This is a genomic window from Trinickia sp. Z7, from assembly GCF_056498045.1.
Genome location: NZ_JAUEQW010000017.1, coordinates 24,937 through 40,324, shown reverse-complemented (window position 1 = coordinate 40,324; position 15,388 = coordinate 24,937). Strand labels below are relative to the sequence as shown.

Sequence of the window (15,388 nt, the reverse complement as noted above, 5' to 3'; positions counted from 1 at the left end):
GAGAAGAAAGCCGATCGAGGAAATGCGATGAATGCCGTAGCGAAGAAGAAGGGATTGGGGCGCGGGTTGGAGGCGTTGCTGGGCGGCAGCCCGGACATCACGACGGCCGTGCGCAGCGAGGGTCAGCCCCACGTGTTGCCGCTCGGCAAGTTGCAAGCGGGCAAGTACCAGCCGCGTACGCGCATGGACGAGGGCAGCCTGCAAGAGCTTGCCGCGAGCATCCGCGCGCAAGGCGTCATGCAGCCGATTCTCGTGCGCGCCGTGTCCGAAGAGAAGTACGAGATCATCGCGGGCGAGCGCCGGTTTCGCGCGGCCCACATCGCCGGGCTGCACGAGGTGCCCGTGCTCGTCAAGGACGTGCCCGATCAGGCCGCGGCCGCGATGGCCCTCATCGAGAACATTCAACGCGAAGATCTCAATCCGTTGGAAGAGGCGCAGGGCATTCAGCGCTTGCTCGACGAGTTTCGCTTCACGCACGAGCAGGCGGCCGAGTCCGTGGGCCGTTCGCGCAGCGCCGTCTCGAATCTGCTGCGCCTGCTGAACCTCGCGCAGCCGGTGCAGACGATGTTGCTGGCCGGCGACCTCGACATGGGGCACGCGCGCGCCTTGCTGGCCGTCGATTCGGCGACGCAGATCACGCTCGCCAATCAAGTCGTCAACAAGCGCATGTCGGTGCGCGAGACCGAGCGTCTCGTGACGGCCACCACGAAAGCCGAACCGGCGGTGAAGGCGCGATCGAACCAGGACGGCGGGCACGATACGCGTCGTCTCGAAGAAGAACTGTCCGATTTGCTCGCCGCGGCCGTCAAAATCAAGCTGGGCCGGCGAGGGCGCGGGCAGTTGCAGATCGAATTCGGCGACCTCGATGCCCTCGACGGCATTTTGGCGCGCTTGCGCAGCGGCACGGCAGCGGCCTGATCCGGCGCTCCCCGCACGCTAGAACGCGGCCACAGTCCCCCTCGCGGCGCGCGCCGCCGTCCCGCCCCTTTCGCTAGTTCTTCGCCTATGCCGACTGCTCACAACGCTCGCAGCGCGCGCGCGAGCGCGCCGCGCAAGCTGGTTCGCTTCGCCCTGAACGAGCCGGTGCTCTCGCTGCTCGTCCTCGTGTTGGCTGTGCTGCAAAGCACACGGCCCCAGCCTTGGCTTTCGCTGCCGCGGCTCGTCGATTGGCCGACCGTGATGACGCTCGCGGGGCTCTTGATGTTGACCAAGGCGATCGAGCTATCGGGCCTGTTGATGTGGCTCGCTCATCGCGTCGTGCATCACGTGCGCTCCGAGCGGGTGCTCGCATGCTTGCTGATCGGCTTGGCTGCCGTGTTGTCGATGCTGGTCACGAACGACGTCGCCTTGTTCGTCGTCGTGCCGCTCGTGCTGTCGCTGCATGCGCTGACGCCGCTGCCCGTGAAGCGCCTCACCATCTTCCTGGCCTTGGCCGTCAATGCCGGGTCGGTGCTGACCCCGCTCGGCAACCCGCAGAACCTGTTCCTGTGGCAGGTCGGCGCCGTATCGTTCGGGCGTTTCGTTTGGGCCTTGGCGCCGCTTTGCGCGACGCTGCTGGCGATGCTTTACATCCTGGCGCTATTCGCATTCCGCGCGAGGTCGCTCGATCTTTCGCGCGACGTTTCCAAAGAGCCCGTGGACCGCGCGTATGCCGGGGTGGCGGCCATCTTGTTCGTCGCGTTCGTGTTGCTAGCGGATTCCCACCACCCGGGCATCGGCCTCGCCGGTGTCGTTTGCGGATTTCTGTTGTGGCGACGCGACGCGGTGCTCAAGATCGACTGGGCGCTGCTACTGATTTTCGTGCTGATGTTCATCGTGCTGCGCAGCGTGGCGGCGTTGCCGTCGGTCCGCGAGACGGTGGCTCACCTCGGGCTCGACACGCCGCTGCGCGCATATGCCGCAGCCGCGATCGTGTCGCAGGGCATCAGCAACGTGCCCGCGGCGATCATGTTGGCCGAATTCACGAAGGACTGGCGTGCACTGGCCTTTGGCGTCAGCGTCGGCGGGTTCGGCTTCGCCATCGGCTCGCTTGCGAACCTGATCGCGGTGCGCCTCGCGAAACAGCGCGGCATCTGGTTGCCGTTTCATTTGCTGTCGATTCCGTTCTGGCTCGTTGCCGTCGCCCTCGGCGGATGGTTGCTCGTCCACCTCTGAAGCCGGATTGCGCAATTGGCCGGGGGAGCGATCCGTGGGGCGCTCGGCGCGCGGCGAACCTGTACCGCGGCTTTCGATTGGGCGCGCGCATGCCCTGCGCGAGCCCGCGGCGCGTCGCTTCCGAGCAGTTTTTTGTCGCGGCTAAAGTCTTGAATCACCTGCAACTATCGCTTACAATCGCCCGGATTTATTAGTTCGGCAGTCCCGTAAGCATGGCGAAAGCTGCGGGTGGGAAACTGGATTTTGCAGCAGTTTTGAAGGTAGGGGCGATGGCGGATCGAGAGCCGAACGCAAGGCACGACGAACGCACGCGACACGATCCTTCTTCCGCTCGCACGGTCGGTCGTTCGGAAACGTTCGACGATGCGTGGGATGCCGAGCAGCAAGACAAGAATTTCGTTCCGCTCACGCGGGTGGAGGCTGAAAAGCTCTTCGGTCCCGATGTGAGTCGCCCGTCGCGCGTCACGCCTTTCAAGGTCGTGGTGGCGCAAGTGGTTTTGTCCCTCGTCGTTGCGCTGGTTTGGTGGCTGTTCTCTGAGCCGCCGGGCGGTGCTGCGCTGTCGGCTTTGGTGGGGGGAGCGATTTGCTGGGTGCCGAGCGCGTTGTTCGCGGCACGTCTGAAAGGAGCGGGCGGCGCCGGATCGATCCTGACCTGGATGATCGGCGAAATGCTCAAGATGGGGGTGACGGTCGCGATGTTCGTCGCGGTGGCCGTTTGGTATCACGACGTACGGTGGTTGCCGCTACTCGTGACATTCCTCGTTACGCTGCAGACGTACTGGCTGGCGCTCGCTTGGCGCTGAAAACGGGATGACGATGGGCGGCAGAAGGTGCGCGCGAGGATACGCGCTGCGCGCTTGCCGCCTTTCGCACGACCTGCGGCGTGTGCGCCGTGTCGTGTGGGCATCGAAAGATTTTCGACAATTTAGGTGGCAATAAACGATATGGCAGCTACAGAAAGCACGCGCTTGGATCCGTCCGAGTACATCGCGCACCACTTGCAAAACTTCGCTACCTCGCACCAGACGTCGATCATCGACATGCACGTCTTGAACATCGACACGATGTTCTGGTCGATCGTGTGCGGTCTCTTGACCCTCTTCATTCTGCGCATGGCCGCGCGTAGCGCCACGTCGGGCGTGCCTGGCCGGTTCCAGTGCGCGATCGAGATGCTCGTCGAGATGGTCGAAGACCAATCGAAAGCGATCATCCACGGCAACCGCACGTTCATCGCGCCGCTCGCACTGTTCGTGTTCGTCTGGGTTGCGCTCATGAACTCGCTCGATTTCATCCCCGTCGATCTGCCGGGCCATGTCATCGGCTGGCTGGGCCTGTCGAACGTCATTTCGCACCATCGCATCGTGCCCACGGCCGATTTGAACGGCACGTTCGGCATCGCGCTCGGCGTGTTCGCGCTGATGATCTATTACAACTTCAAGATCAAGGGCGTGGGCGGCTTCGTGCACGAGCTCATCTCGGCCCCGTTCGGTGCGCACCCGCTCTTGTGGATCCCGAACCTTGCATTGAACATCATCGAGTTCGTCGCCAAGACGGTTTCGCTCGCGTTGCGGTTGTTCGGCAACATGTACGCGGGCGAGCTGCTGTTCCTGCTCATCGCATTGCTCGGCAGCCTCTGGACCTTCGGTGCGGACACGACGTTGCTCGGTTTCGTCGGCCACGTGATCGCCGGTACGGTCTGGGCGATCTTCCACATCCTGATCGTGCTGTTGCAAGCGTTCATCTTCATGATGCTGACGCTCGTGTACATCGGTCAGGCGCACGACTCGCACTAATCGGCAAGGGTGCATCGCTGCACAAGCAGATTCGTTTTCCGTTTCTTTAAATCCAGTTCCAAAAAGTCTTTTACAAAGGAGTGATCATGCAAGCTTTCATCGCCAACATCCAAGGTCTGACCGCCATCGGTATCGGCATCATCATCGGCCTGGGTGCAATCGGCGCCTGTATCGGTATCGGCCTGATGGGCGGCAAGTACATCGAAGCTTGCGCACGCCAGCCGGAACTGATGAACCCGCTGCAAACCAAGATGTTCCTCTTGGCTGGTCTGATCGACGCGGCGTTCCTGATCGGCGTCGGTGTGGCAATGCTGTTTGCGTTCGCGAACCCGCTGCTGTCGAAGTTGGCAGGCTAAAGGTTCATCGGAGTTTTGCGCCGTGGATGCAAGCCGGCGCAGGGGCGAAACGGAAGGCTCGGGCGCTGATCGAACGTTACGTCGATGAGCGCCTTACCGTTTCACTTTCCGAATTAGCAACGATTAAGGAAACACCGTGAATCTCAACGCAACTCTGATTGCGCAAATGGTCGTGTTCCTGATCCTCGCGTGGTTCACGATGAAGTTCGTGTGGCCGCCGATGGTCAAAGCCCTCGACGAGCGGTCCCGCAAGATCGCCGACGGCCTCGCGGCCGCCGAAAAGGGCAAGACGGAACTCGAAGCGGCGCACAAGCGTGTCGATCAAGAGCTCGCGAAGGCGCGCAACGACGGCCAGCAACGCATTGCGGACGCCGAAAAGCGTGCGCTCTCCGTAGCCGAGGAAATCAAGGCCAACGCGCAAGCCGAAGCCGCTCGCATCATCGCTCAAGCCAAGGCCGACGCCGAGCAACAGGTCGTGAAAGCCCGTGAAACGCTGCGCGCCGAAGTGGCGACGCTGGCGGTCAAGGGCGCCGAACAGATCCTGAAGCGCGAAATCGATCAGGCGGCACATGCCGAGCTGCTCAATCAACTGAAAGCCGGGCTCTGATCATGGCCGAACTTGCAACCATCGCCCGTCCCTATGCAGAGGCGCTGTTCAGCGTCGCCGAAGGCGGTGACCTCGCCGCTTGGTCCGCTCTCGTGCAGGAGCTGGGCCAGGTTGCGCGGCTGCCCGAGCTCATGTCGGTCGCCTCTAGCCCGAAGGTGAGCCACGCACAGGTCATCGATCTGCTGCTCTCGGCGGTCAAGTCGCCTTTGGCGGCCTCGCCGCAGGCCAAGAACTTCGTGCAGATGCTGGTCGACAACCACCGTCTCTCGCTGCTGCCCGAAATCGCCGTCCAGTTCGAAGCACTGAAAAACGCTCGCGAAGGCGCGGCCGATGCGCTGATCGTCAGCGCCTTCCCGCTGCAAGAGGCCCAGCTCGCCGATCTCGTCGCGAGCCTTACGCGCAAGTTTGGGCGTCAGCTCAAACCGACCGTTCAAGTCGATGCTTCGCTGATTGGTGGCGTGCGCGTCACCGTCGGCGACGAAGTGCTCGACACCTCGGTTCGCGCACGGCTCGCCGAAATGCGTACGGCGCTGACCGCGTGACGCGGCGCGCACATGCACGGCACGCAACAGAATTGACTATCAGGAGCGAATAATGCAACTCAATCCCTCTGAGATCAGCGAGCTGATCAAGAGCCGGATCCAGGGCCTTGAAGCGAGCGCGGACGTTCGCAACCAGGGCACCGTGATCTCCGTGACCGACGGCATCGTGCGCATTCACGGCTTGTCGGACGTGATGCAGGGCGAAATGCTCGAATTCCCGGGCAATACGTTCGGTCTCGCGCTGAACCTCGAGCGCGACTCGGTCGGCGCCGTGATTCTCGGTGAGTACGAACACATCTCGGAAGGCGACGTCGTCAAGACGACGGGCCGCATTCTCGAAGTGCCCGTCGGCCCCGAACTCATCGGCCGCGTGGTCGATGCCCTCGGCAATCCGATCGACGGCAAGGGCCCGATCAACGCGAAGATGACCGACGCGGTCGAGAAGATCGCCCCCGGCGTGATCTGGCGTAAGTCGGTGTCGCAGCCGGTGCAAACGGGTCTGAAGTCGATCGACTCGATGGTGCCGATCGGCCGCGGCCAGCGCGAACTGATCATCGGCGACCGTCAGTGCGGCAAGACGGCGGTGGCGGTCGACGCGATCATCAATCAGAAAGGCAAGGACCTCATCTGTATTTATGTCGCGATCGGCCAGAAGGCTTCGTCGATCATGAACGTGGTGCGCAAGCTCGAGGAATCGGGCGCGATGCAGTACACGATCGTCGTCGCCGCGTCGGCTTCGGAATCGGCCGCGATGCAATACCTCGCGCCGTACGCAGGCTGCACGATGGGCGAATACTTCCGCGACCGCGGCCAAGACGCCCTCATCATCTATGACGATTTGACCAAGCAAGCTTGGGCCTATCGCCAGATCTCGCTGCTGTTGCGCCGCCCGCCGGGCCGCGAAGCGTATCCGGGCGACGTGTTCTATCTGCACTCGCGTCTGCTCGAGCGTGCCGCGCGTGTCTCCGAAGAGTACGTCGAGAAGTTCACGAACGGCGAAGTGAAGGGCAAGAGCGGTTCGCTCACGGCGCTGCCCGTCATCGAGACGCAAGCGGGCGACGTGACGGCGTTCGTGCCGACGAACGTGATCTCGATCACGGACGGCCAGATCTTCCTCGAAACCGACTTGTTCAACGCCGGTATCCGTCCCGCGATCAATGCGGGCGTGTCGGTGTCGCGCGTCGGTGGCGCGGCTCAAACGAAGGTCATCAAGAAGCTGTCGGGCGGTATCCGTACCGACCTCGCGCAGTACCGCGAACTCGCCGCCTTCGCGCAGTTCGCGTCGGACTTGGACGAAGCCACGCGCAAGCAGCTCGAGCGCGGCCGCCGCGTGACCGAGCTCTTGAAGCAGCCGCAGTATCAGCCGTTGCAGGTGTGGGAGTTGGCCGTTTCGTTGTTCGCGGCGAACAACGGCTACCTGGACGATCTCGACGTGAAGGACGTGCTCCCGTTCGAAAAGGGCTTGCGCGAATTCCTGAAGACGAGCCATGCCGATCTCATCAAGCGCATCGAAGACACGAAGGACTTGTCGAAGGACGACGAAGCAGCGCTGCACGCCGCTCTGAAGGACTTCAAGAAGTCGGGTGCTTATTGATCGAGGCATAACGACCTTGAAGCGGCGCGCGTAGAGGCAACGAAGCGCGCTCCGCTTCGATCAAGGAGCAAGCAATGGCTGGAATGAAGGAAATCCGCGGCAAGATCAAGAGCGTGCAAAACACGCGCAAGATCACCAAGGCGATGGAGATGGTGGCCGCATCGAAGATGCGCCGGGCGCAAGAGCGCATGCGTTCCGCTCGCCCGTACGCCGACAAAGTCCGCGACATCGCTGCGCACATGAGCCGCGCGAACCCCGAGTATCGCCACCCGTTCATGGTGTCGAACGAAGGCGCGAAGGCGGCCGGCATCATCCTCGTCACGACCGATAAGGGTCTGTGCGGCGGGATGAACACGAACGTGCTGCGCGCGACCGTGGGCAGGTTCAAGGAGCTCGAGGACAAGGGCCAAAGCGTCCAAGCCACCGCAATCGGCGGCAAGGGGCTCGGCTTTTTGACTCGCGTCGGCGCGAAGGTGGTGTCGCACGTGACGCAGCTCGGCGATACGCCGCACCTCGAAAAGCTGATCGGCGCGGTGAAGGTGCAGCTCGATCTGTACTCGGAAGGCAAGATCTCGGCGGTGTATCTCGCGTACACGCGCTTCATCAACACGATGAAGCAAGAGCCCGTGCTCGAGCAGTTGCTGCCGCTGTCGGCCGAGCATTTCGAACGCGACGAGACGACGCCGAACACCTCGTGGGATTACATCTACGAACCCGATGCGCAGAGCGTCGTCGATGAACTGCTCGTGCGTTACGTCGAAGCGCTCGTGTACCAAGCCGTCGCCGAAAACATGGCGTCCGAGCAATCGGCGCGAATGGTGGCCATGAAGGCGGCGTCGGACAACGCGAAGACGGTGATCAACGAATTGCAGCTCGTCTACAACAAGAGCCGCCAGGCCGCGATCACGAAGGAATTGTCGGAAATCGTGGGCGGCGCCGCCGCGGTGTAATGCGTGCCGGCTCGACCGTCCCTGCGCCGTTTGCGCGAGTGAAGAATTGAGTATCTAAAGGAAAAGCGATGAGTACTACTGCTTTGGTAGAAGGCAAGATCGTACAGTGCATCGGCGCGGTGATCGACGTGGAATTCCCGCGTGAACACATGCCGAAGATCTACGACGCCCTCGTGCTCGAAGGCACGGAACTGACGCTCGAAGTTCAGCAGCAGCTGGGCGACGGCGTCGTGCGCACGATTTGTTTGGGTGCATCGGACGGTCTGCGCCGCGGCCTGATGGTGAAGAACACGGGTCTGCCGATCAGCGTTCCCGTGGGCAAGCCCACGCTCGGCCGCATCATGGACGTGCTTGGCCGTCCCATCGACGAAGCCGGTCCGATCGAGAGCGAGACGAAACGCTCGATCCACCAGAAAGCCCCGGCGTTCGACGAACTGTCGCCGTCGACGGAACTCCTGGAAACGGGCATCAAGGTTATCGATTTGATCTGCCCGTTCGCGAAGGGAGGCAAGGTGGGCCTGTTCGGTGGCGCCGGTGTGGGCAAGACCGTGAACATGATGGAGCTCATCAACAACATCGCGAAGGAGCACGGCGGTTACTCCGTGTTCGCGGGCGTGGGTGAGCGTACCCGTGAAGGGAACGACTTCTATCACGAGATGAAAGACTCGAACGTGCTCGACAAGGTCGCGCTCGTGTACGGTCAGATGAACGAGCCGCCGGGCAACCGTCTGCGCGTGGCGCTGACGGGCCTCACGATGGCCGAGCACTTCCGTGACGAAGGCCTCGACGTGCTGTTCTTCGTCGACAACATCTACCGCTTCACGCTGGCCGGTACCGAAGTGTCGGCACTGCTCGGCCGGATGCCGTCGGCCGTGGGTTATCAGCCGACGCTGGCCGAAGAAATGGGCAAGCTGCAAGAGCGCATCACGTCCACGAAAACGGGCTCGATCACCTCGGTGCAAGCCGTGTACGTGCCTGCGGACGATTTGACCGACCCGTCGCCTGCTACGACGTTCGGCCACTTGGACGCAACGGTCGTGCTCTCGCGTGACATCGCCTCGCTCGGTATCTACCCCGCCGTCGACCCGCTCGATTCGACCTCGCGTCAGATCGACCCGAACGTCATCGGCGAAGAGCACTACTCGATCACGCGCGGCGTGCAGCAAACGCTGCAGCGCTACAAGGAATTGCGCGACATCATCGCGATTCTGGGCATGGACGAACTGTCGCCGGAAGACAAGCTGTCGGTCGCTCGTGCGCGCAAGATCCAGCGTTTCCTGTCGCAGCCGTTCCACGTTGCCGAAGTGTTCACGGGTTCGCCTGGCAAGTACGTGCCGCTGAAGGAAACGATCCGCGGCTTCAAGATGATCGTCGAAGGCGAGTGCGATCATCTGCCCGAGCAGGCGTTCTACATGGTCGGCACGATCGACGAAGCCTTCGAAAAGGCCAAGAAGATCCAGTAACCGAGTGTGCCCGCTTGGCGCGCAGGCCCGGCGGCCGCAGGGACGGCCGGGCTCGCAGCGCGCGTTGGGTTCACGGGGCTCTGCACGGGATCCGAGTGCGTGCTGTGCACGGGCTGCGGGACGCGCGATGCGCTAACGGCAGCCGGCAGCCAAAGCGGCAACTCTGTTCGACATAGGAAGCGATATGGCAACCATCAAAGTAGACGTCGTCAGCGCGGAAGAGCAGATCTTCTCGGGCCAGGCGAAATTCGTCGCGCTGCCGGGCGAAGCCGGTGAACTCGGCATTCTGCCGGGCCATACGCCGCTCATTACGCGTATTCGTCCCGGTGCGGTGCGTATCGAGGCGGAAAGCGGCGAAGAAGAGTTCGTGTTCGTTGCCGGCGGCATTCTCGAAGTGCAGCCGGGCGCCGTGACGGTGCTCGCCGATACCGCGATTCGCGGCAAGGATCTCGACGAGGCCAAGGCTGAACAGGCGCGCAAGCGTGCCGAGGAAGCCTTGCAGAACTCGGGCTCGAACATCGAGTACGCGACGGCCCAGGCCGAGCTGGCATATGCCACGGCTCAGCTTGCCGCCATCGCTCGCCTGCGCAAGCTGCGCGCACAGAGCCACTGACAAAACCGCTTTGCGTCCCTCGGTTGCGTCTCGCCAGGGAAGAGCAATCGGAGCGGAATAAGACGATTAGTAGGATATTTAACGCCGCTTGGTTCGATCCAAGCGGCGTTTTTTCTTATGGGACACGCCCATGCGACATTTTGCTGCGGGTAAGACTTGATGCGGGCCGACCTCGCTCGGTGGCAGAATCAGTCGCAAAATACCTACGAGACTTTGGAGACATCGAGATGGCGACGCAGCTTCCCGAGGAGGGCGCCCTCATTGCGCCGATCAACGGCCTTTCCTACGTGCGAGGAGCGACCGATATCCCCCTGAGCGACTCGACCATCGGAGGGCTTCTTTGCGAGACGGCCGCACGCTATCCCGAGCGGCCTGCCGTCGTTTTCCGCGAGCAGGGCATTCGATGGACCTGGCGCGAGTTCGCCGCCGAAGTCGATGTACTCGCGGCGGGGCTGGCAACGCTCGGCATCACGCGCGGCGACCGCGTTGGCATTTGGTCGCCGAATCGCGTCGAATGGTTGCTGACGCAGTTTGCGACGGCCCGCATCGGCGCGATTCTGGTCAACGTCAATCCTGCCTACAGGCTCTCGGAACTCGAATACGCGCTGAATAAATCCGGTTGCTGCGCGATCGTCACGGCCGAGCGCTTCAAGACCTCGAAATACGTGGAGATGCTGCAGACGCTCGCGCCCGAACTCGCGCACTGCGAGGCGGGAAACCTGCGCTCAGCGCGCTTGCCGAACCTGCGGACGGTGGTGCGCATGTGCGACACGGCGACGCCGGGTATGTTGACGTTCTCCGACGTGATCGAAGCAGGGCGGGTCGCACTCGATTCCATCGATCTTGCAGCGATCGACGCGACATTGTCGGCCTACGATCCGATCAACATCCAATTCACGAGCGGTACCACCGGCAACCCCAAAGGCGCCACGCTCACGCATCGCAACGTGGTCAACAACGCGCGGTTCATCGCGATGGCCATGCGCTTTTCCGAAAACGATGCGCTGTGCATCCCGGTGCCGCTCTATCACTGCTTCGGCATGGTCCTGTCCGTGCTCGCGAGCGTCTCGACGGGCGCGAAGATGGTGTTTCCCGGCGAAGCGTTCGATCCCGGCGCGGCGCTCGCCGCAGTGGCCGAAGAGCGTTGCACCGCGTTGCATGGCGTGCCGACGATGTTCATCGCCGAACTGGATCACCCGGAGTTCTCATCGTTCGATCTATCGACACTGCGCACGGGCATCATGGCCGGCTCGCCGTGCCCCATCGAGACGATGAAGCAGGTCATTTCGCGCATGCACCAGTCGGAGATCACGATCGCGTACGGCATGACGGAGACGAGCCCCGTTTCGTTTCAAAGCTCGACGACCGACCCCATCGACAAACGCACGTCGACGGTCGGCCGAATTCAGCCGCATCTCGAAGCGAAAGTGGTCGATGCCATGGGCAACACGGTCCCGGTCGGGCAAACGGGCGAACTGTGGACGCGGGGCTACTCGGTCATGAAAGGCTATTGGGACGACGAGCCCCGCACCCGAGAGGCTATCGTCGATGGATGGATGCGCACGGGCGATCTAGCAACGATCGATGAGCAGGGCTATTGCAATATCGTTGGCCGCTTGAAGGACATGTTGATTCGCGGCGGCGAAAACATCTACCCCCGCGAGATCGAAGAGTTCTTGTTTAGGCACCCGAAGGTCCAGAGCGTCCAAGTGTTCGGCGTGCCTGACGAGAAGTATGGAGAGGAAGTGTGCGCTTGGATTGTCGTGCGGCCCGGCGAAATGCTGACCGACGAAGAGGTCAGAGCGTATTGCCAGGGGCAGATCGCGCATTACAAGGTGCCGCGCTACATTCGCTTCGTCGACGAAATGCCGATGACCGTCACGGGGAAAGTGCAGAAGTTCGTGATGCGCGAAAGGATGATCGACGAGCTGGAGCACGGCGAGCCGCGGGCGGGCTGACTGAGAGGGCGCGCTATGGCGTGCGCGCCTGCGCCCGTGCTCTACATGCAACCGGAGTCACCGCTGAAGCGCTAACTCCGGTCGTGCTCTGCATGGGACCGGAGTAACCGCTGAAGCGCTAACTCCGGTCGACACAAAAAAAAAGCGGGCTTGATAGCCCGCTAAAAACCACACGCTACGGGGTTAGCGCGAGGAGACCAATGAAGGAGCCGAAGAACACAACCCAAACTCGGGCACCGGTAACGACTCCAACAAAGAGGCCCTCATGAGGGATTCGGCACCGCCGACCGGGAAGCGTCCAATCAATGCACGCCTGCCCACTTCCGTGTTGAAACCGTTGAAAGGCATTGTGGGCGAATTGAGAACCCCACGCGGTAACAAAGTGTTTCAGGTTGTAACGCCCGCCAGACAAGGATTGGCGGGATTTTTTACCAGCAGAAAAGAGAAATTGCGTCACTATTTCCGACGATCGGAACAAAAGAAATAACGCGCGAAAAAGCCGTCTCGCAATTTATCGAGAAATACGCGAAAACGGGTTTCGTCTAAGCAATGGCGGGCTTACCATGGCCGTCATGCTCGCATGGCGCGCGCGAAACTTACCGACCGTTGCGTGTGCTGGCACCGTTACCTTCCCATGTGTAAACAATGAACGAGCCCGAAAGTCTGAAGCGGATCCTGGACCGCGACCGTGTGATCGCCGTGGTCGGGTTGTCCAACCACGCGTACCGTCCGAGCCATTCGGTGGCGGCCTACATGCAGTCGCACGGCTATCGCATCGTTCCCGTCAATCCGGCGTACGCCAACGACACGGCTGGTGTGTTGGGGCAGCGCTGTTATGCGTCGCTCGCGATCGCCGCACACGCGCTCGCGCAGGAAGGCGCCGCAATCGACATGGTCGACGTCTTTCGCCGGCCGGAGGAAGCGGCGGCCCTCGCGGAGGAAGCGATCGCCATCGGCGCCAGATCGCTCTGGCTCCAAGTGGGCGTGATCAACGAGGAGGCTGCCGCGCGAGCGATGGCGGCAGGGCTCGACGTCGCAATGAACGTATGCGTGAAGATCGAGCACGAGCGGCTATTCGGCGCCACGCACCGCGCCAACGCGCCCGCGCCGCGCGTGCCCCAATAGATTGGCCCGGGCGTGGGGCGCGACCCGTGCGTGTCGAGCCAGCGGCCTACTTCAGCCACTTGTCCCTGATCGACTCGAACTGCCCCGTTTCACGCGCTAGGTGCAGCCATTGATCGACGTATTGCTGATACGTCACATCGCCCTGCGGCACCATGTAGGCCTTTTCGCCGTACTGGAACGGTTTCTCGGGATGGATCGAGCACAGCCCGGGGTTCAGCTTTTGTTGGAGCAGGGTTTCCGATGCGTCGGTCACCATCACATCGGCTTTGCCTTCCAGGATCTGCTTGAAGATCGAGACGTTATCCGGATAGACCGTCAGCTTCGCATGCGACAGATACTGCTTCGCGAAGCGCTCGTTGGTGCCGCCCGGATTGACGATGACGCGCGTGCCCGGTTGATCGATTTGCGCAAGCGTCTGGTACTTGTCGGCGTCGGCGCAGCGGGCAATCGGTGCTTTGCCGTCCACCATGTAGGGCTGCGTGAAGAACACGCGCTTCTGACGCTCGAGCGAAGTCGATACGCCCCCGACGGCAATGTCGCATTTCGCGAGAAAATCGCTCATGAGGTTCGACCAGCTCGTTTTCACGAAGTCCGCCTTGACGCCGAGCGACTTCGCCAACGATTCAGCCATGTCGATGTCGATGCCTTCGAACGTGCCGTCGGCCTTCAAAAACGAATACGGCTTGTAATCGCCCGTCGTGCAGACGCGCAACGCTCCGCGGGCGATCACCGTGTCCAGGCGTGAGCCCGCCGCGGCGGGGCTCGCGCTAGGCGCCGCGCCGCTTGTTTGCGCGAACGCCGCACCCGTGCACGAAGCCGCCAGCGCGAGCGCGCCGATCGAAAGGCGAAGCAGGTCTTTCAGGATCATTCGTAGGTCTCCTTGAGTTTGGGCAGCGAGGCGCTGTCGCTTAGAGGCAGCGTTCGATCATAGCCGTACCAAAATGCCGCAGGCGAGCATCGCGTCGCGAAAGCCGATATACGGCCCGATCGAGAACGCGGCTCCGGTAAAATGGCCGTCTTCTCGGCTTCGCCTTGCGCTTTCCTCCCGTGCCCTCGAATCTGCTCAACGATACATTCCTGCGCGCGCTGCTGCGCCAGCCCACCGATTACACGCCCATTTGGCTCATGCGGCAGGCGGGCCGGTATCTGCCCGAGTACAACGCCACGCGTTCGCGCGCGGGCAGCTTCCTCGGTTTGGCCAAGAACCCCGATTTCGCGACGGAAGTGACGTTGCAGCCGCTCGAGCGCTTTCCTCTCGATGCCGCGATTCTGTTCTCCGATATCCTCACCGTCCCCGATGCAATGGGGTTGGGATTATCGTTTGCGGCCGGCGAGGGGCCGCGCTTCGCGCACCCGGTTCGCACGGAAGCGGACGTCGCGCGCCTGCGCGTGCCCGATATCGACGCCACGCTCGGCTATGTGACCGACGCCGTGCGGTCGATTCGCCGTGCGCTCACCGATGCACAGGGGCGCCAGCGTGTCCCGCTGATCGGCTTCTCGGGCAGTCCGTGGACGCTCGCGTGCTACATGGTCGAGGGCGCCGGTTCCGACGACTTCCGCACCGTGAAGTCGATGCTGTACGCGCGCCCCGACCTCATGCATCGGATTTTGCACGTCAACGCGGAGGCCGTTGCCGCTTACCTCAATGCGCAGATCCGCGCGGGGGCGCAAGCCGTGATGATCTTCGACACGTGGGGCGGGGCGCTCGCGGACGGCATATTCCAGCGGTTTTCGCTTCAATACATCGAGGCCGTGGTGCGGCGTCTCGTACGCGAGCACGAAGGGACCCGGGTGCCGGTCGTCACGTTCACGAAGGGCGGTGGCCTTTGGCTCGACGACATCGCCGCGTGCGGCGTGGACGCTGTAGGCCTCGATTGGACGGTCAATCTGGGGGCGGCCCGCGAGCGAGTCGGCTCGCGCGTGGCGCTGCAAGGCAATCTCGACCCTGCGGCGCTGTTCGCGCCGCCGGCGGCCGTTCGCGAGCAAGCGCGAGCAGTGCTCGACAGCTACGGCAACCATCCGGGGCACGTCTTCAACCTCGGGCACGGGATTTCCCAGTTTGCGCCGCCCGAAAATGTCGCGGAACTCGTCGACGAAGTCCACCAGTACAGCCGGGCGATCCGGGTGCGGTCCAGCGGGGGCTGACCCCATGGGTCATGTTGCGCTGCACACAACTGGGCTCTCGGTCTAGGGCGCGCGCACCGGGAAAAATGGCATCGCCGGGCCGTCTCGC

Annotated in this window: 15 protein-coding genes; 14 read left to right on the top strand and 1 reads right to left on the bottom strand. The window is 62.5% G+C overall.

What is annotated here, in order from left to right:
- The first annotated feature begins 27 nt into the window (after positions 1 to 27).
- The 13 genes from QQS38_RS22415 (at position 28) to QQS38_RS22355 (ending at position 13,155) form a co-directional block, all read left to right on the top strand.
- A complete protein-coding gene (locus QQS38_RS22415; protein WP_479647545.1) occupies positions 28 to 918 on the top strand; it encodes a ParB/RepB/Spo0J family partition protein in 891 nt (296 codons plus the stop codon).
- Between the two features lie 87 nt (positions 919 to 1,005).
- Positions 1,006 to 2,154 (top strand): SLC13 family permease, encoded by a 1,149-nt coding sequence (locus QQS38_RS22410; protein WP_479647544.1) that lies wholly within the window; start codon positions 1,006 to 1,008, stop codon positions 2,152 to 2,154.
- A gap of 269 nt (positions 2,155 to 2,423) precedes the next feature.
- The gene (locus QQS38_RS22405) at positions 2,424 to 2,957 is read left to right on the top strand and encodes an ATP synthase subunit I (protein ID WP_479647543.1); all 534 of its coding nucleotides are present in this window, start codon (positions 2,424 to 2,426) and stop codon (positions 2,955 to 2,957) included.
- Between the two features lie 141 nt (positions 2,958 to 3,098).
- Positions 3,099 to 3,947, top strand: a complete 849-nt coding sequence (gene atpB, locus QQS38_RS22400; protein ID WP_479647542.1) for a F0F1 ATP synthase subunit A — start codon at positions 3,099 to 3,101, stop codon at positions 3,945 to 3,947.
- 86 nt (positions 3,948 to 4,033) lie between these two features.
- On the top strand, positions 4,034 to 4,303 hold the full coding sequence (gene atpE / locus QQS38_RS22395; protein ID WP_007180033.1) for a F0F1 ATP synthase subunit C: 270 nt from the start codon (positions 4,034 to 4,036) through the stop codon (positions 4,301 to 4,303).
- 136 nt (positions 4,304 to 4,439) lie between these two features.
- Positions 4,440 to 4,910 carry a F0F1 ATP synthase subunit B gene (locus QQS38_RS22390; protein WP_325344468.1) on the top strand — a complete coding sequence of 157 codons (471 nt, stop codon included), beginning with the start codon at positions 4,440 to 4,442 and terminating at the stop codon, positions 4,908 to 4,910.
- A 2-nt stretch (positions 4,911 to 4,912) separates the two neighbouring features.
- Positions 4,913 to 5,452: a F0F1 ATP synthase subunit delta gene (locus QQS38_RS22385; protein WP_479647541.1), complete on the top strand. Its 540-nt coding sequence runs from the start codon at positions 4,913 to 4,915 to the stop codon at positions 5,450 to 5,452.
- Between the two features lie 52 nt (positions 5,453 to 5,504).
- Positions 5,505 to 7,046, top strand: a complete 1,542-nt coding sequence (gene atpA / locus QQS38_RS22380; RefSeq protein ID WP_479647540.1) for a F0F1 ATP synthase subunit alpha — start codon at positions 5,505 to 5,507, stop codon at positions 7,044 to 7,046.
- 74 nt (positions 7,047 to 7,120) lie between these two features.
- Entirely contained in the window at positions 7,121 to 7,996 is an 876-nt protein-coding gene (gene atpG / locus QQS38_RS22375; RefSeq protein WP_479647539.1) for a F0F1 ATP synthase subunit gamma, read from the top strand.
- A 68-nt stretch (positions 7,997 to 8,064) separates the two neighbouring features.
- Complete coding sequence (atpD, locus tag QQS38_RS22370; protein WP_479647538.1) at positions 8,065 to 9,459, top strand: F0F1 ATP synthase subunit beta; 1,395 nt, start codon at positions 8,065 to 8,067, stop codon at positions 9,457 to 9,459.
- Between the two features lie 184 nt (positions 9,460 to 9,643).
- Entirely contained in the window at positions 9,644 to 10,072 is a 429-nt protein-coding gene (locus QQS38_RS22365) for a F0F1 ATP synthase subunit epsilon (protein ID WP_479647537.1), read from the top strand.
- 227 nt (positions 10,073 to 10,299) lie between these two features.
- On the top strand, positions 10,300 to 12,030 hold the full coding sequence (locus QQS38_RS22360; RefSeq protein ID WP_479647536.1) for an AMP-binding protein: 1,731 nt from the start codon (positions 10,300 to 10,302) through the stop codon (positions 12,028 to 12,030).
- 645 nt (positions 12,031 to 12,675) lie between these two features.
- Positions 12,676 to 13,155 (top strand): CoA-binding protein, encoded by a 480-nt coding sequence (locus tag QQS38_RS22355; protein WP_479647535.1) that lies wholly within the window; start codon positions 12,676 to 12,678, stop codon positions 13,153 to 13,155.
- A gap of 46 nt (positions 13,156 to 13,201) precedes the next feature.
- On the opposite strand, the gene QQS38_RS22350 is transcribed toward QQS38_RS22355, so the two are convergent.
- The gene (locus QQS38_RS22350) at positions 13,202 to 14,023 is read right to left on the bottom strand and encodes a transporter substrate-binding domain-containing protein (protein WP_479647534.1); all 822 of its coding nucleotides are present in this window, start codon (positions 14,021 to 14,023) and stop codon (positions 13,202 to 13,204) included.
- 179 nt (positions 14,024 to 14,202) lie between these two features.
- On the opposite strand from QQS38_RS22350, the gene hemE reads away from it, so the two are divergent.
- Positions 14,203 to 15,300: a uroporphyrinogen decarboxylase gene (gene hemE, locus QQS38_RS22345; protein WP_479647602.1), complete on the top strand. Its 1,098-nt coding sequence runs from the start codon at positions 14,203 to 14,205 to the stop codon at positions 15,298 to 15,300.
- The last annotated feature ends 88 nt before the right edge of the window (positions 15,301 to 15,388 follow it).